Origin of the sequence: Roseovarius sp. M141 (genome assembly GCF_024355225.1) — a bacterium.
Classification (GTDB): Bacteria; Pseudomonadota; Alphaproteobacteria; order Rhodobacterales; family Rhodobacteraceae; genus Roseovarius.
Genome location: NZ_VCNH01000008.1, coordinates 1,927,540 through 1,944,601 on the forward strand (window position 1 = coordinate 1,927,540; position 17,062 = coordinate 1,944,601).

Annotated in this window: 15 protein-coding genes; 9 read left to right on the top strand and 6 right to left on the bottom strand. The window is 62.5% G+C overall.

Features of this window, described 5'->3' with window-relative positions:
- Positions 1–40: 40 nt before the first annotated feature.
- Positions 41–1,051: a betaine--homocysteine S-methyltransferase gene (bmt, locus tag FGD77_RS13430; protein WP_255010478.1), complete on the bottom strand. Its 1,011-nt coding sequence runs from the start codon at positions 1,049–1,051 to the stop codon at positions 41–43.
- A gap of 110 nt (positions 1,052–1,161) precedes the next feature.
- Positions 1,162–1,476 carry a DUF1476 domain-containing protein gene (locus FGD77_RS13435; RefSeq protein WP_255010479.1) on the bottom strand — a complete coding sequence of 105 codons (315 nt, stop codon included), beginning with the start codon at positions 1,474–1,476 and terminating at the stop codon, positions 1,162–1,164.
- 170 nt (positions 1,477–1,646) lie between these two features.
- On the opposite strand from FGD77_RS13435, the gene purC reads away from it, so the two are divergent.
- From purC to FGD77_RS13465, 6 genes are all read left to right on the top strand, one after another.
- A complete protein-coding gene (purC, locus tag FGD77_RS13440) occupies positions 1,647–2,408 on the top strand; it encodes a phosphoribosylaminoimidazolesuccinocarboxamide synthase (protein ID WP_108690594.1) in 762 nt (253 codons plus the stop codon).
- 43 nt (positions 2,409–2,451) lie between these two features.
- Positions 2,452–2,682, top strand: a complete 231-nt coding sequence (gene purS, locus FGD77_RS13445; protein ID WP_255010480.1) for a phosphoribosylformylglycinamidine synthase subunit PurS — start codon at positions 2,452–2,454, stop codon at positions 2,680–2,682.
- Entirely contained in the window at positions 2,682–3,350 is a 669-nt protein-coding gene (gene purQ, locus FGD77_RS13450) for a phosphoribosylformylglycinamidine synthase subunit PurQ (protein ID WP_255010482.1), read from the top strand. The genes purS and purQ overlap by 1 nt, the downstream gene beginning before the upstream one ends.
- Before the next feature lie 182 nt (positions 3,351–3,532).
- Complete coding sequence (locus FGD77_RS13455; RefSeq protein WP_255014218.1) at positions 3,533–5,215, top strand: ATP-binding protein; 1,683 nt, start codon at positions 3,533–3,535, stop codon at positions 5,213–5,215.
- Between the two features lie 5 nt (positions 5,216–5,220).
- Positions 5,221–6,555, top strand: coding sequence for a sigma-54 dependent transcriptional regulator (locus tag FGD77_RS13460; RefSeq protein ID WP_255010484.1), 1,335 nt, complete (start codon positions 5,221–5,223; stop codon positions 6,553–6,555).
- Positions 6,556–7,190: 635 nt separating this feature from the next.
- The gene (locus FGD77_RS13465) at positions 7,191–10,061 is read left to right on the top strand and encodes a ribonuclease E/G (RefSeq protein WP_255010486.1); all 2,871 of its coding nucleotides are present in this window, start codon (positions 7,191–7,193) and stop codon (positions 10,059–10,061) included.
- Between the two features lie 116 nt (positions 10,062–10,177).
- Here the strand turns inward: FGD77_RS13465 and FGD77_RS13470 are convergent, their stop codons facing one another.
- Complete coding sequence (locus FGD77_RS13470; RefSeq protein WP_255010488.1) at positions 10,178–10,399, bottom strand: sulfurtransferase TusA family protein; 222 nt, start codon at positions 10,397–10,399, stop codon at positions 10,178–10,180.
- Between the two features lie 93 nt (positions 10,400–10,492).
- Between FGD77_RS13470 and FGD77_RS13475 the strand changes: the two genes are divergently transcribed.
- From FGD77_RS13475 to FGD77_RS13485, 3 genes are all read left to right on the top strand, one after another.
- Positions 10,493–11,248 (top strand): cytochrome c biogenesis CcdA family protein, encoded by a 756-nt coding sequence (locus FGD77_RS13475; RefSeq protein WP_255010490.1) that lies wholly within the window; start codon positions 10,493–10,495, stop codon positions 11,246–11,248.
- Between the two features lie 93 nt (positions 11,249–11,341).
- Positions 11,342–12,601, top strand: coding sequence for a hypothetical protein (locus FGD77_RS13480; protein WP_255010492.1), 1,260 nt, complete (start codon positions 11,342–11,344; stop codon positions 12,599–12,601).
- A complete protein-coding gene (locus FGD77_RS13485; RefSeq protein ID WP_255010494.1) occupies positions 12,601–13,971 on the top strand; it encodes a cytochrome P450 in 1,371 nt (456 codons plus the stop codon). Before FGD77_RS13480 ends, FGD77_RS13485 begins: the two co-directional genes overlap by 1 nt.
- Positions 13,972–14,071: 100 nt before the next feature.
- On the opposite strand, the gene FGD77_RS13490 is transcribed toward FGD77_RS13485, so the two are convergent.
- The 3 genes from FGD77_RS13490 to FGD77_RS13500 form a co-directional block, all read right to left on the bottom strand.
- A complete protein-coding gene (locus tag FGD77_RS13490) occupies positions 14,072–14,854 on the bottom strand; it encodes a 3-hydroxybutyrate dehydrogenase (protein WP_255010497.1) in 783 nt (260 codons plus the stop codon).
- Positions 14,855–14,941: 87 nt separating this feature from the next.
- The gene (locus FGD77_RS13495; RefSeq protein WP_255010499.1) at positions 14,942–15,694 is read right to left on the bottom strand and encodes an acetoacetate decarboxylase; all 753 of its coding nucleotides are present in this window, start codon (positions 15,692–15,694) and stop codon (positions 14,942–14,944) included.
- A gap of 12 nt (positions 15,695–15,706) precedes the next feature.
- Positions 15,707–16,810, bottom strand: coding sequence for a patatin-like phospholipase family protein (locus FGD77_RS13500; protein WP_255010502.1), 1,104 nt, complete (start codon positions 16,808–16,810; stop codon positions 15,707–15,709).
- Positions 16,811–17,062: the final 252 nt, after the last annotated feature.

Consider the following 17,062-nt stretch of genomic DNA (forward strand, 5'->3'; position numbering starts at 1 on the left):
ACCGGCGTCATTGCTTCAGGTTGGGTCGCTCAGAGGTTGCTTAGCTGCCCCGGCGGCGTGTGCGGCGCGGGGCAGGGACGTTTTCGCCGGTTCCATCGATAGTCGACGAAAACGCGCCCAGCGTTTCGGTGATCTGGTCCAATGTCGGGCGCGGGCCGCGCGGTTGGGTTTCCAGCGCCTCGCGCATTTTCGCCAGATGCTCGGGCATGGTGCCGCAGCAGCCACCGATGATCGTTGCACCGGAATCGCGGGCGAGGCAGGCGTATTCTGCCATCAACTGGGGGGTGCCGTCATAATGGATGTGTCCATCGACGAATTTCGGGATGCCAGCGTTGCCCTTTGCCACGATGGGCCGCTCGGTGCCCTGGGCGACAAAGCCGAGGATGGTGCGCAGCAGATCAGACGCGCCGACGCCGCAATTGGCGCCGTAGGCCAGTGGCTTGTTGTCCAGCGTTTCGACCATGTCCGCCATGCCGGATGAGGTCATACCCATCATCGTGCGTCCGGCGGTATCAAAGCTCATCGTGCCGACCCAAGGCATGCCCGCGAGCAAAAACGCCTCGGCTGCGGCCTTGTATTCCTCGGGGGCGGAGATGGTTTCGAGCCACAGAACGTCTGCGCCGCCCTCTTTCAGGCCCTCGGCCTGCTCATGGAACATTTCAACTGCCAATTCGTGGGTCAACGTGCCCATCGGTGCCATGATGTCACCCGTCGGCCCGACCGATCCGGCGACGATCACCGGGCGATCATAGCGGTCGGCGACCTCGCGCCCGATTTCGGCGGATATGCGCGACAACTCGCGCGCGCGTTTCTGCGCGCCATGCAGTTTCAGGCGCGATGCGTTGCCGCCGAAGCTGTTGGTCAGAAACAGGTCACTGCCCGCATCGACGGCCATCTTGTACAGCTTGGTGATCCGGTCGGGGTGCTTTTCGTTCCAGAATTCGGGCGCATCGCCCGATTCCAGCCCCATGTTGAACAGGTTGGTGCCGGTGGCGCCATCGGCGAGGATCCAGTCACGCTGCGACATCATCCGGGAAAGTGCGTTGCTCATCAAATCATCCAAATCGGGTTTTTTGCGATTGTGTCACGCCGGGCGGCGCGCCGCAAATCCATAACACGCGGTATGGGGCGGCGGCGCGCTGATTTGCCGGTTTTATGGTATCAGTTTTCTGCGACCAGCTGTGCCTTGGCGGCGGCCATCAGTTCGGCCCGTTTGGCGCGGATGGTGTCGGGATCGGCCTTGTCGCCCAGATCGCCTGCAACCTTGCGGATGACGTCTTCGAACCCTGCCTCTTCGAAATCGGCCTTGATGACTTCGCGCGCATAGGCGTCGGCGTCGTCGCCGGTCTTGCCCAACAGATCGGCGGCCCACAGACCCAGCAGCTTGTTGCAGCGCGCCTCGGCCTTGAATTTCATTTCCTCGTCATGGGCATACTTATTCTCAAAGGCGGCTTCGCGGTCCTTGAAAGTGTTCATCTGTTCGGTTCCCTCGCTGGGTTGTGTGCAATATGTGCGTAGCCCAGATATGGCGCCCCGGGCCTGCAACCGCAAGGCCCGCAGCATGCTTGCGGCAGGGCGGGGCATGATCTAAACACGCGATATCGCAGTTTGGGGCCGACTCCCCCATAGGCAAGGACAGGTTTATCATGGCACGTCGCAAAAAGATTTACGAAGGCAAGGCCAAGACCCTTTATGAGGGCCCCGAGCCGGGCACGATCGTCCAGTATTTCAAGGACGACGCCACCGCCTTCAACGCCGAGAAGAAGGCCGTGATCGAGGGGAAGGGTGTTCTGAACAACATCCTGTCCGAGTATTTCATGGTTGGATTGGCCAATATCGGCGTGCCGACGCATTTCCTGAAGCGTCTGAACATGCGCGAACAACTGGTGCGTCAGGTCGAGATCATTCCGCTGGAAGTGATCGTGCGCAACTACGCCGCCGGTACCATGGCCAAGCGTCTGGGGCTGGAAGAGGGCACGCAACTGCCGCGCCCCATCGTCGAATACTGCCTGAAGGATGACAAGCTGGGCGATCCGCTGGTCACCGAGGAACACATCGCCGCATTTGGCTGGGCGTCGCAGCAGGATCTGGACGACATGCTGAGCCTTGCGCTGCGCGTGAACGATTTTCTGGCTGGCGTCATGTACGGCGTCGGGATCAAGCTGATCGATTTCAAGATCGAGATCGGCCGCGTTTATGACGGTGACTTCCAGCGCCTGATCGTGGCGGACGAGATCAGCCCCGACAGCTGCCGCCTGTGGGACATCGAGACCGGCCAGAAGCTGGACAAGGACGTGTTCCGCCGCGATCTGGGCAGCCTGACGGACGCCTACACCGAGGTCGCCAAACGTCTTGGCGTATTGCCCAAGGGCGCGACGCCGATGGCGCGGCCCACGCTGATCAACTGACCACCCATAGCGACCCCTATACCAACGCCGAAGGATACCACCGATGAAAGCCCGCGTTCATATCATGCTAAAGACAGGCGTTCTTGACCCGCAGGGCGAGGCAGTGCGCCACGCGCTCGGCAGCCTCGGATTCGAGGGCGTCAATGCCGTGCGTCAGGGCAAGGTGATCGAACTGGACCTGAAGGACGGCACGGACGAGGCGACGATAAACGACATGTGCGAGCGTCTGCTGGCCAATACGGTGATCGAAAGCTACCGGGTGGAGATCCTCTGATGCATGCCGCTGTCGTCGTTTTTCCGGGGTCGAACTGCGACCGTGATCTGGCCGTGGCGCTGCGTCGGGCGGGGGCCAAGGTGTCCATGGTTTGGCACAAGGATACCGCGCTGCCGGATGGCGTCGATCTGATCGCGGTGCCCGGCGGGTTCTCTTTCGGGGATTACCTGCGCTGCGGCGCTATCGCCGCCAATTCGCCCATCAGCCGCACGGTCACGGCGCATGCCGAGCGGGGCGGGTATGTGTTGGGCATCTGCAACGGATTCCAGATCCTGACCGAAACGCGCGTTCTGCCCGGCACGCTGCTGCGCAATGCGGGGTTGAAATACATTTGTCGGTCCGTGCCGTTGACGGTGACGACAGCGGACAGTCCCTTTACCTGCCGCTACGAGGCCGGGCAGACGATCACCGTGCCCATCGCGCATCACGACGGCAACTACCATGCTGACACAGAAACGCTGAAGGCGCTGGCGGATCAGGATCGCATCGCGTTCCGCTACGGGGATAACCCCAATGGGTCGGCCGATGACATCGCCGGCATCCTGTCGCAAAACCGCCGCGTGCTGGGCATGATGCCCCACCCCGAGCGGATGGCCGAGCCTGCCCATGGTGGCACCGACGGCGCCGCGATGTTCGCGGGTTTGGTCGATCAGCTGGCAAACGCCTGAAGCGCGGCAAGGGACTTGAGGTGGCTGCGCCCCCGCCGTAGCCTAGGGACATGAACACGCGCACCCCTTCCACGCTGCAAAATGCGCGCCCGGCCACACCGCCGCCCGGCCACACGCGGCGCGAAAAGCAGCGCCGCGTCGAGCGTATCACCAGCTGGCGGGTGCGTATCGCGCTGCTCGTGATGACGGCGCTGGCGATCGGCACGGTCTATATCACCAACCGGCTGCTGACCGACCGCTTTACTGCAAACACCCGCAACCGGGCCGAATTGCGGCTGGTGCTCTATTCGGGCAACCTGCTGAGCGAGCTGCGCCAGAACGCCGTCGTGCCGCAGCTGCTATCGCGCGATCCGGCGCTGATAGCGGCGCTGAATTCGGGCGATTATTCGCAATCGACCCAGCGGCTGATCTCCTTTGTCGATGAGATCGGCGCGGCGTCGCTGACCCTGCTGGACAAGAACGGGCGCACGGTGGCCGCGACCGACCGTAACCGTCTGGGCGAATCGCTCGGCTCGGCGCCCTATTACGTTGATGCGTTGCGAGCCAAGGACACGATTTTCACGCTACTACAGAACGATAGCGGGCGTTTTGAATTCATCTATTCGCGCCGGGTGGAAAGCCAGGGCAACCTGATCGGCGTCATTGTGGTCGCCGTCGATCTGCACAAATACGAACGCGCCTGGGCGGGGATTTCCGACGCGGTAATCGTGTCCGACAGCGAGGGGCAGATCATCCTGTCGACCGAGCCGCGCTGGCGCGGCCTGACCGAGGCCGACGCGCTGGCGCGCGAGCCTGTCAGCAGCGCGATCCGGCGCGCGCTACAGGCCACCGCCGACTGGACGACGCTGCCCCCCGATGCGTATCTTGGCGGCGAGGCGGTGATGCGGGTGTCGGGCCGGGTGGCGTTCCGCGGCTGGCGGATCGCCAATTTCACCACCTATGACAGTGTGCGCGAAAAGGTGAACGGGTTTCTCGCAATCGAAATCATGGGCTTTGCGATTCTGCTGGCGCTGGCGTTCTATTTTCTCAACCGCAAGACGGCGGTGCGCATGGCTTTGTTCCAGCGCGAGTCGGCAGAGCTTCGCGCATTGAACCTGCGCTTGCAGCGGGAAATTGCCGAACGCGAACGCGTGCAGGAGACGCTTGCCGTCGCCGAACTGACGCTGGCGCAAAGTTCCAAACTGGCCGCCTTGGGTGAAATGGCGGCGGCCGTCAGTCACGAGTTGAACCAGCCGCTGGCGGCGATGAAGACCTACCTTGCCGGTGCGCGCCTCTTGCTGAAACGCAACCGCCCGGAGGAAGCGCTGTCGTCCTTCCAGAGGATCGATGACCTGATCGAGCGGATGGGCGCGATCACCAAGCAGCTGAAATCCTACGCGCGCCGCACCGGGGATACGTTCGAGCCTGTGAACATAGGCGATGCGCTGGCGTCCTCCCTCGCGATGATGGAACCGCAATTGCGCCAGCGCCGGGTTACGATCAGCCGCACACTGCCTGATGATCCTGTTATGGTGATGGGTGACCGGGTGCGAATCGAGCAGGTGATGGTTAACCTTCTGCGCAACGCGCTGGACGCCACGCAGGCGGTGGACGATGCGCAGATCGACCTCGTGCTGACCGCCGGATCGATGGCTGTGCTGACCGTGCGCGACAATGGGCACGGCCTGAAGGATATCGAGAACCTGTTCGAGCCCTTTCACACCACCAAGCAACCCGGCGAGGGGGTTGGGCTGGGGCTTGCCATTTCCTCGGGGATCGTAAACGAGCTTGGTGGACGGCTGACCGCGCGCGACGCGGCAGCGGGGGGGGCTGTATTTGAAATGCGCCTGCCTATCTTGGATGAAGAAACCCGTGCAGCGGAGTGACCCTGATGGCCAATGCGATGAAGATTGCGATCGTTGACGACGAAAAGGACATGCGCCAGTCAATCAGCCAATGGCTGGCCCTGTCCGGCTATGACACGGAAACCTTTCCCAGCGCCGAGGACGCGCTGAAAAAACTGGGGCCCGATTACCCCGGCATCGTGATCACGGATATCCGCATGCCCGGCATGGACGGGATGCAGTTCCTGAAAAAGCTGATGGGCGCCGACAGCACGCTGCCCGTGATCATGATCACCGGCCATGGCGACGTGCCGATGGCGGTCGAGGCAATGCGCGTCGGTGCGTATGATTTCCTGGAAAAGCCGTTCAACCCTGACCGCATGACCGAACTGGCGAAAAAGGCCACACATGCGCGCCGCCTGACGCTGGACAACCGCGCCCTGCGCCGCGAACTGTCGGACGGCGGCCAGCTGATGAAAAAGCTCATCGGCTCCAGCCCGGTGATGGAGCGGTTGAAGGAAGATATCCTGGATCTGGGGCAGGCCGATGGCCACGTTCTGATCGACGGCGAGACAGGGACGGGCAAGACGCTGGTCGCCCACGCGCTGCATGCCGTCGGCGCGCGCGCGGGCAAGAAGTTCGTGCTGGTGTCCTGCGCCGCGTTTGAGCAGGATCAGTTGTCCAAACGTCTTTTCGGTCCGATGAACCCCGAGGACAGCCGCCTGCCGGCTGTCGAGGAGGCCCGCGGCGGCACGCTGGTGCTGGAGGATATCGAGGCGCTCAGCGACAGCCTTCAGGCCCGCTTGCTGACATGGTTGAACGAAGAGGGCACACCGCCCGAAACACGCCTCGTCGCCATCAGCAATCTTCAGGACGAGGGCAAGACAAGTGAGGACGCACTGCGCCCCGATCTGTTCTATCGCCTCGCGTCTTTGCGTATCACCGTGCCGCCCCTGCGCCAGCGCGGCGAAGACATCCTGACGCTGTTCACCCGCTTTGTGGATCAGTTTGCCGACGATTACGGCTGTGACGCGCCTCAGGTCAGCGCGCAGGAGGCTGCGCAGCTGTTGCAAGCACCGTGGCCGGGCAATGTGCGCCAGCTGTTCAACGTGGCCGAGCGGGCCGTACTGCAATCACGGCGCGGATCGGGCACCATCGTGTCGCTGCTGATGTCGGATCATCAGGACATGCAGCCGGTGATGACGACCGAAGGCAAGCCGCTGAAGGAATATGTCGAGGCGTTCGAGCGGATGCTGATCGACAACACCATGCGCCGCCACAAGGGCAGCATCGCCGCCGTCATGGATGAATTGTGCCTGCCGCGCCGGACCCTGAACGAGAAGATGGCGAAATACACGCTGCAAAGGTCTGATTATCTTTGATAATCGCGATCGGGATGCGCGCTGTGAATCTCGCCTATCCGATCGGCACATCCTCTGGGATTCGGAGCGAACAGCACGTTTTTCCCTCCCTATTCACCGGCCGGTGCAAAAGTGGGCCACCTATCTGGAGTGAGCCTGCAATCAGAGCGTGGGCGGGGATACCGTAGAAAGGCCCCCGCTGGATCAGTAAGCCTTTCCCCACGCATGATTTCTGTCCTCCATCACAGGGCGTTGCGGGATTGCGCCACATTTTGTCCATTGTAATCGCCCCCCCCCGCGCATTAGTGTGCCCCCATGGGTTGCGCGCTGAAATAGTGCCCATCCATGTGAGTTTCGCTGCTTCGGGCACTTGTGTAGGCATATCCGCCGGCACGTCCGGGCAGACCGATCAGGCCACCTGCAAGGGGGGCCGCTTCAACGCCGGGCAATCCCAAGGGAACGCTTCGGATATATCATGGGCGCCGTATCTGGCGCCGGAGAAGAAACGCGATGACGCGCGCAACACAGGATAATTTTCCGCCGGGGGGCCAGTATGGTCGCCCTGCCAGCGCACGTGACCTCGCCACAATCAGACATCCCCTGCACGATGCCGCCCCACCCGGGCAGGTGCGCGTGCCCGGATGCGAACGGACAATATGGCCAAGAAAATGCTTATCGATGCCACCCACGCCGAAGAAACGCGCGTCGTGGTGGTTGATGGAAACAAAGTCGAGGAATTTGATTTTGAATCTGAAAACAAACGGCAGCTTGCCGGGAATATCTACCTTGCCAAGGTAACGCGGGTCGAACCGTCGCTTCAGGCGGCGTTCATCGATTATGGCGGAAACCGTCACGGTTTCCTCGCGTTTTCGGAGATTCATCCCGATTACTACCAGATCCCCATCGCCGACCGCGAGGCGCTGATGGAGGAAGAGCGCGCCTATGCCGAGGCCCAGGAAGCCGAAGAAGAGAACAACGCCAAGCCCAAGCGGCGCTCGCGCGGCGCTCGTGGCCGGTCCAAGGCCGAAAAGACGACGTCGGATGACGATGCGGTCGTCCAGTCCGATGTATCGGGTATGGAAACGATCGATTTCGACGACGACGAAGGTAGCTCGCCGATGGAGCGGGTCGCAGATACCCCCGTGGAAGAGCCCGGCAATGGGGCTGGGGACGCTGCCGAAAACGGCGTTCATGAGAATGACGGGTCTTCGGATGACACCGGCGGCGCAGACGGCGACGATGACGACGCCGATGATGCGCCGCGCAGGCCGCGCCGCACCCCCCGCGCGCGCAGATCGCGCAAGGGAGATGACGCCGACGACAGCATCGACGATGCCGCGGACAAGGACGACGATATCGAGGTGGTCGCCGATGAGGACACCCACGAGGATATCCGCCCGCCGCGCAAGCCGCGACCGCGCAAGTACAAGATTCAGGAAGTCATCAAGGTCCGTCAGATCCTGCTGGTCCAGGTCGTCAAGGAAGAGCGCGGCAACAAGGGCGCGGCGCTGACCACCTACCTAAGCCTGGCCGGTCGCTATTGTGTCCTGATGCCCAACACCGCGCGCGGTGGCGGCATCAGCCGCAAGATCACCAACACCGTCGACCGCAAGAAGCTGAAGGAGATCGCGACCGAGATCGACGTGCCCAAGGGCGCGGGCCTGATCGTGCGGACCGCCGGGGCGAAGCGGACGAAATCCGAGATCAAGCGCGACTACGAATATCTCCAGCGCATGTGGGAGCAGATCCGCGAACTGACGTTGAAATCCATCGCACCCGCCAAGATTTATGAGGAAGGCGACCTGATCAAACGGTCGATCCGCGATCTGTATAACCGCGAGATCGACGAGATTCTGGTCGAGGGCGAGCGCGGTTATCGCATCGCCAAGGACTTCATGAAGATGATCATGCCGTCCCACGCGAAAAACGTGCGGCACTATGTCGATACGATACCGCTGTTTGCGCGTTTTCAGGTGGAATCCTACCTGAACTCGATGTTCAACCCGACGGTGCAGCTGAAATCGGGCGGTTACATCGTGATCGGCGTGACCGAGGCGCTTGTCGCCGTCGACGTCAATTCGGGCCGCGCCACCAAGGAAGGCTCGATCGAGGATACGGCGTACAAGACCAATCTGGAGGCCGCCGAGGAAGTCGCCCGCCAACTGCGCCTGCGTGATCTGGCCGGCCTGATCGTCATCGACTTCATCGACATGGATGAGCGCAAGAATAACGCCGCCGTCGAAAAACGCATGAAGGATTGCCTGAAAACCGACCGCGCGCGCATCCAGGTCAGCCGTATCTCGGGCTTTGGCCTGATGGAGATGTCACGCCAGCGCCTGCGCCCCGGCATGATCGAGGCAACGACGCAGCCATGCCCGTCCTGCCATGGCACCGGCCTGATCCGCTCGGACGACAACCTTGCGCTCAATATCCTGCGCCAGGTCGAGGAAGAAGGTACCAAGGGCCGCTCGCTGGAGGTGCTGGTGCGCGCGCCGGTTGGCATCGCCAATTTCTTGATGAACCAGAAACGCGAACGCGTCGCCCAGATTGAGGTCCGCTATGGCATTTCGATCCGGATCGAAGGCGATCCGTCGCTGATCAGCCCCGATTTCGCGCTGGAGAAGTTCAAGACAGCCACCCGCGCCGTCCCCGAGCAGATCGCGGCGGTCGTATCGGTCGACAGCTCCCTCATGGACGATATCGATAGCGAAACGGAGGTCGATCCTGACGAACTGCCGGGCGACGGAGAGGAGGCGACCGAGCAGCCGCAGCGCCAACCGAACGGACGCGCCGATGACGGCGACGACGACAATGGTGAAGACGGTGACAGGCCAAAGAAGCGCCGTCGGCGTCGGCGCCGCAAGTCGTCGAAATCGCGCGATGGCGACGATAATGGCGATGACAATGTTGACGATCAGGACGGTTCGGCCGAGGGCGGAAATAGTGGCGACGATTCCGGTCGCCGCGAAAACCGATTCCCCCGCCTGTCGGCGCGTGACACGCGCGAAGATGTGACGGCGAACACCGGCGCCCATGACGACGCCACGCCTGCCGAAGCAGCCTCTGCCGAGACCACCCAAGAGGTTGCCGAGGACAAGCCGAAGCCCAAGCGCACCCGCAAACCGCGCGCCAAGAAGGCAGATAGCGTGGCCCAGGACAGCAAGCCCGAAGAGGGGACAGCTGCGGAGGATACCGCAGGCGATGCTCCCAAGCCCAAGCCGACGCGCAAACCCCGCGCGCGCAAAATCGCTGCCGCCCCGGTGGCCGAGGTGGCCCCCACGTCGGCCGCGGACACCGCGCCCGAGACGGCAGCGCCCCCCGCGCCTGAGCCCGAGCTGGTCCAGCCTGCTGAGATTGTGCAGGAAATCCCTGCTCAGCCCGAATCTATCCCGGCTGAGCCTGAGCCGGTCGTGTCCGAGCAGCCAGAACCTGAGCAAGCCGAGCAGCCAGAGTCCGGGATTTCTGGCGCGGCCGAGACCGAGGCTGACAAGCCAAAGCGCAAGGGTTGGTGGTCGCTGGGTCGCTAAGGCCGCGCCTGGGAAAGGCCCGGCGTCACATTGCGCCGGGCTTTCAACGTTCTGAAAATACTCAATAAAGGCGCGTTCCAAGGGCGGGGCGCGCCTTTGGTCATACCTCGCGTCGCTCAGCCGCCCTTGCGCAGCCGGTATCGCGTGTGCGCGTCTGTCTCTTCGACGGATAGCAGGGCATGGCCTGCCTCATTGCAGAAATGCGGCACGTCGATCATGGCTGCCGGATCGTCGGCGCGCAGTTCTACCTCGGCGCCTGCGGCCAGCTTGGCCATGCGCTTGCGCAGTTTCAGCACGGGGAGAGGGCACAACAGGCCGATGGCGTCGATTTGTTCCATAGGGCGGCAGATAATCCGGCCGGTGACATCTGTCCACAAGGTTGTGACATTCCGCCCCGTGACGCCGCCCCTGCGATGGGCTAAGCCTGCGCCATGTTCGGAATTGAAATCATGGATGCGGGCCTCATTCCTGCGATGGTCGTGGCGCTTTTTGCGGGCACGTTGTCGTTTCTCAGCCCGTGTGTGCTGCCCATTGTGCCGCCCTATCTGGCCTATATGAGCGGTGTGACCTTGCAGGATCTGTCGCAGCAGGGCGGCGCTTCGCGGCGGCGCGCAATCGTGCCTGCATTGTTTTTCGTGCTGGGGCTGTCGACGATCTTCCTGCTGCTGGGGGCTGCGGCATCGGCGCTGGGTCTGGCGTTTCTGCAATACCAATCGACGCTCAATTCGATCGCGGGTGTGCTGGTGATGGTCTTTGGCCTGCATTTTCTGGGCATCCTGCGTATCGGATTTATGGACCGCGAAATGAGGATGGACGCAGGCGACAGGGGCGGCAGCGCGTTTGGTGCCTATGTCCTGGGCCTTGCCTTCGCGTTCGGCTGGACGCCCTGCATCGGCCCGCAACTGGGCGCGATCCTGTCACTGGCCGCGAGCGAAGCATCGGTCACCCGCGGCACGGCGCTGTTGGCGGTCTATGCCATCGGGCTGGGTGTGCCGTTCATTCTGGTGGCCGCATTCCTGCCGCGCCTGACCGGGTTCATGGGCTGGATGAAACGGCACATGGACCGGATCGAAAGGATCATGGGCCTCTTGCTGTGGACCATTGGCCTGATGATGCTGACGGGCGGCTTTTCGGCCTTTGCCTTCTGGCTGCTTGAGACGTTTCCCGGCCTTGCAGTTCTGGGCTGAGGCAGGCGTGTCGACGCGCGGCGTTGCGGCCTTACTCTGGCCCCGTTCATCGACTAGCGTGGCGGGGCACAGGGTAGTCTCGGGCGCGTCTCTATGAACATCAAACAAGGCAGCACATCCGCCGATACCCGACCCGCGTTTGCGCGGCGGGTCTTTTACATTCCCGGCTACGATCCCATCCACCCGCGCCGCTACCGCGAGCTATACCGCAAGGAGGGCGCGGCGCAGGCCGACATTTCGGGCTATGGGCTGACCCTGAACGCGCGCAGCGGCAAGGGGCGCTATGGCTGGCAGGTGGCGGCACGGATGGACGGCGCCGAAATCGCAAGCGAGGTCGATGTGATGGTCTGGTCCGACATCGTGCGCGATTCCATGAGCCAGACGATCGCTGCCACCTATCTGCAACTGGTCCGCACCGCATGGGTCTATATCGCCAGCGGCGCGCTGCTGCGCCTGATGCGCCTGCGCAAGGGGCCGGTGATTGCCGCGCTCTATCCTGTGGGGTTCCTGCTGGTGCAGGCGGCGCTGGCCATCGCGCTGGCCTATGGTGTCTGCCGGGCGGTCTCATGGGCTTGGGGTGCGGCGCTGCCTTATGACGCGTTGGGGGACGTTATCGGCGCGGCGCTGGGGATCGGGGCCGGATACGCCCTGCTGCGCTGGTTCAAGAAGCGCGATGGCAAATTTTACGCCTATTACCTGATGCACGATTACGCCTATTCGGCCCGCTATCGCGGTGCCAACCCGCCCGCGCTTGAGGCGCGGATGGCCGAATTTGCGGACGACATCGCCGCCGCCCTGACCGGGGACGCCGACGAGGTTCTGGTTGTCGGCCATTCCTCGGGCGCGCATCTGGCGGTGTCGATCCTGGCAGACCTCATCCGCGGCGGGCGCGTTCCGCCCGGTGGTCCGGCGCTGTCATTCCTGTCGCTGGGGCAGGTGGTGCCGATGGTGTCGTTCCTGCCCGATGCCCACCGTCTGCGCGCCGATCTGGCCTATCTGTCGCACTCAGGCGCGCTGACCTGGGTCGATGTGACGGCGCCGGGCGATGGCTGCGCCTTTGCGCTGTGCGATCCGGTCGCCGTCAGCGGGGTTGCCCCGCCGGGCAAACGATGGCCGCTGGTGATCTCGGCGGCGTTCACGCAGACTCTTACCCCCGAACGCTGGCGCGCGTTGCGATGGAAGTTCTTTCGCCTGCATTTCCAGTATCTCTGCGCGTTCGACCGGCCGGGCGATTACGACTATTTCCGCATCACGGCCGGGCCGATGACGCTGGGCCAGCGCTATGACGGCCGCGCGCCCTCGGCCAGCCGGATAGAGCGGCCAGTGAACAAATTCACCGGAATGGCGCCGTGATGCTGCCGCCCAAACCCCCGTCACGGCCCGGGCGCGTATCACTTTGGCGCTATCTACGACTGTTTCGCGCCGATATTCTGTCAGCGCAGCCCGCGCGCCTTTACCGTGCGTGGATGGCCGAGTTTCGCACGCCGTTCTTTCGGTCCTACCTGTGCAATCAGCCCGATCTTGTGGATCTGGTCCTGAAGGGACGGCCCGATGATTTTCCCAAATCAAACCGCGTGCGGGAGGGGCTGACACCGCTGCTGGGCAATTCGGTTTTCGTCACCAATGGCGAAACGTGGAAGCGCCAGAGGCGCATCATTGATCCCGCGTTCGAGGGCGGGCGCCTGCGGCATGTTTTCCCGGCGATGCGCGACGCGGGGCAGGGCGCGGTGCAGCGGCTGGGCCAGCGAGCAGAGGGCACCGCGCAGGATATCGAGAGCGAGGCAAGCCATGCCGCCGCTGACGTGATTTTCCGCACGCTTTTCTCGATCCCGATCGAAAACGAGGTCGCCGCCCGCGTGTTCAGCGAATTCCGCGAGCATCAGCGCACGCAGCCTGTCGTCAACCTTGCCGCGCTGATCCCGCTGCCGGGGTGGATGCCACGCTTTCACCGTCGCCGTGCGCGGCGCACGGCTTGGGTGATCCGCGACCTCATCCGGCAACTAACGATCGAACGCATGGCCCGGATCGAGGCCGGGACCGCCCCGGACGATCTGGCGACCAAGATCATGACGACGGTCGACCCGCAGACCGGCGAGAGGTTCGATACCGAGGAAATGGTGGATCAGGTCGCCATCTTCTTTCTTGCCGGGCACGAAACCAGCGCCTCGGCGCTGGCTTGGGCGCTGTATCTGTTGGCGCTTTACCCTGAGTGGCAGAGCCGCGTGGCGGCAGAGGCGCAGGCGGGTTTTGGCGATACCGCGCCGGAATTCTCGCACATGAGCAAGCTGCCCCTGACGCGCGATGTATTTCGCGAGACCCTGCGCCTATATCCCCCAGTGCCGATGATGGTGCGGCAGGCACGCTGCCCCGAGGATTTTCGCGATCGCAGCATTTCACCCGGCGCGCAGATCGTGCTCAGCCCATGGCACCTGCACCGGCACGAGCGGATTTGGGACAATCCCGACGGGTTCGACCCCGCGCGCTATGGCACCGAAGAGGGCCGCAAATGCCTGCGCGAGGCGTTCATTCCCTTCTCGGCGGGGCAGCGGGTCTGCCCCGGTGCGGGGTTTGCGATGATCGAGGGGCCGCTGCTGCTGGCGATGTTGGTGCGTAAATACCGGTTCGAGACGGTGGCAGAGCGCCCCGCCATGCCCGTCGCGCATCTGACGGTGCGCGGCAAGGACGGTATCTGGCTAAAAATCGCGCCGCGCGAAGGTGTTTAAGATGTTTAGCGTGTAGCAAGGGCGGCAGATTTGTCTGGAGATGCCCGAGCGCTGAACGCGGCTGCGCAGATCCGTATCGGCCATGATGATCCCCGTCGATTCAGTTCATGTACCAACCGTGGCTGACGACCAGCGACTGGCCGGTGAGCGCATTGGAGGGAAAAGCGGCAAAGACATGCGCGACTTCGGCGACATCTTCGATCGTGGTGAATTCCTGATCGACGGTCTCGCCCAGCATGACCTTGTTCACGACCTCCTCTTCGGAAATGCCCAGATCCTTGGCCTGCTCGGGAATTTGCTTTTCCACCAGCGGCGTCTTGACGAAGCCGGGGCAGATCACGTTGGCGCGCACCCCGTGTGCAGCGCCTTCTTTTGAGATAACGCGCGCGAGGCCGAGCAGGCCGTGCTTGGCCGTCACATAGGCCGACTTCAGCGGCGACGCCTCTTTGGAATGGACCGAGCCCATGAAGATGATCGCGCCTGACCCGGCCTTGTACATATGCGGCAGGCAGGCTTTGGTCGTGAGGAAAGCGCCGTCGAGATGGATCGAAAGCAGTTTCTTCCACTCGGCAAACGGGAATTCCTGCAACGGATGCACGATCTGAATGCCGGCGTTCGAGACGAGAACGTCGATCTTGCCCCATGCCTTGATGACCGCCTCAACGCCATTGTTGACCTGGCCTTCGTCGGTGACGTTCATCTCAATTGCCATCGCCTTGCCCGGTCCCTTGGCCGTCAATGCGTCCGCCGCCTTTTGCGCGGCATCCAGTTTCAGATCGGCGATGACGACATTGGCGCCATCGGCGATGAAACGCTCGGCGATGCCGTGGCCAATGCCGCTGGCGGCGCCGGTGATGATGCAGACTTTGTCCTTGAGATTCATTTGTCAGATTCCTTTGATGAAGTGGGGCGCCTCAACCGCATCGCGCGCAGGTTCTGCCCGCCCAATGGCCCATCCTGTCCACGGCGTTCATCGCTGCGGCCCGTCTGCCAGATAGTCATGGACAACCTCGCCCAGTCCCAGCGTCAGGTCGGTCAGCAGATGGACCGCCGATATCACCTCGCGCACCGGCAGATCCGCGACCGGCGCCAGCGCGTGGGAATGAAGCTCCAGCCCGGCCGGACCGTCCCAGGCGCCTTTCAAGGTGATGTCCGTGGTGTAATAGCGGACCAGTTCGCAGATGCGCGGTGTGCAGTCGACATGGGGGATGATCTTGAGCAGGAAGCTGGGCGCGGCAAGTGATTTCAGTACCTTATCGTGATCCAGCGTGCGGTGCTTGTAGCCCATCGTGCCTGTCGCCACCCGGACAGACCCGACATCGAGCGTGCCCACCAGCGTATCCTTTTCGACGCGCAGCGAGGGATCGGCCAGTTTCTTGGGGAAACCCCATATCTCGCGGCCACCCGCGATAGGGGCCTCATCGTTGAGGAACATCGCATGGACATAGCCGCCGGGCACGCCGTCCAGTGTGACGGGAATAACCTGCCCGCTTTCGGTATAGTCACCGAAACCGGTGGAATCGGGCATCCGGATGAATTCGTATTTGACGATAGGCTCGGGGATCTCCAGCGGCTTCGGAACGACCCGTCGCAGCGCATCCATGTCAGTGCGATAGGTGATTGTCAGAAATTCGCGATTTATGAAACGGTATGGCCCCCGCGGGTAGGAGGGGCTGGTCAGCGGCATCGCGAACGCCTGTTCGCGGATTTGATCGTGGTTCATCGCGTTCTTCCTTCAGTCATCCGTCGCGCCAAGGTCAAAGACCTGAAGCCCATCCTTGCCAATCAGGCGGGATTTCCATGATTTGTGCAAAAGCGTGCGCTGCACATCCTGAGTGCCCGCCGCCCAATGCGCGGACATCGACAGCCGCGAAAACTCGTAATCCTTGGAGTTGCCCTCGAACCCCTCCTTGCGGTGGATCAGATGCGCCAGCGTCACGGGACATTCCGGGCCGGTGGCAAGCAAGAGCGCAAGGTCGGGATCCGACTGCAACTCCTTTGGAAGCTTCGCGGCAAGCCGCTGGGCAGCGGAGCGGATGTCATGCAATTGCCGGTATCTGTCCGTCGTCAGACGCGTCCGGCTGGAGAATTGTATATCTTTTTCGCGCTGTTGCACGTCCGCCAGATCGGCGGGGATTTCGCCGTGGGCATCGAACAGGTCGATTTGAAAGATGCAAAGGGGATCGGGGCCCGCGTTCTCCATCACATATTGCAAGGGGGTGTTGGAAACCAGACCGCCATCCCAATAGAAACGCCCATCGATTTCGACCGGCGGAAAACCCGGCGGCAACGCGCCGCTGGCCATGATGTGGCGTGCGTCGATGCGAATCTTCCGGTTGTCGAAATAGGCAAAATTTCCCGTTTCGATGTCGACGGCACCGACGCTGAGACGTGGCCCCTTGTCATTCAGATAGTCGAAATCGACCAACGCACCCAAAGTCTCTTCCAGGGGCGACGTGTCATAAACGCTGAGCGCCGGTGCCTGGCCGAAGGGCCAGAAGGCTGTAGGAAGCCGCGGTCTGAAAAACCCCGGCACGCCATAGGACATGGTGGTCGCAGCCGCGAATTCGGCAAAGGCGTGGCGGGATTTCGGCCCATCCATCCAAGGGGAGAAGGCAATGGCAGAACTGACTTTTTCCCAGAAACCTTCTAGCTTTTCGACTCTGTTCTCGGGGGGATTGCCGCAGATGATCGCAGCGTTGATTGAGCCGATCGATATGCCCGCGACCCATTGCGGATTGAACCCATGCTCAAAGAGCGTCTGGAATGCGCCAGCCTGATATGCGCCCAGTGCACCGCCACCTTGCAGCACCAGCACGTTCTGTTCAGATTTTGGCATCATCCGTTTCCTTCATGCAACAGGGATAAATTGCGAGGAAGATAGGGAGAGGGGTGCACGCGCCCTTTGCCCTGAGTTTACAAGCATGACAGATCTGGCTGTTCAGTCCACTCTCAATGTGGGCTCATCATCGCCGCGCAGTGCCAAGTTGCGCGTCAAAGTCGACTCTGGTTGTCTCGCTTTTCACATATTGCATTCCGCGGTGTCTTTTGGCCAGTTTTACGGTCTTGGGCCGACATGCCCCGGTGACGT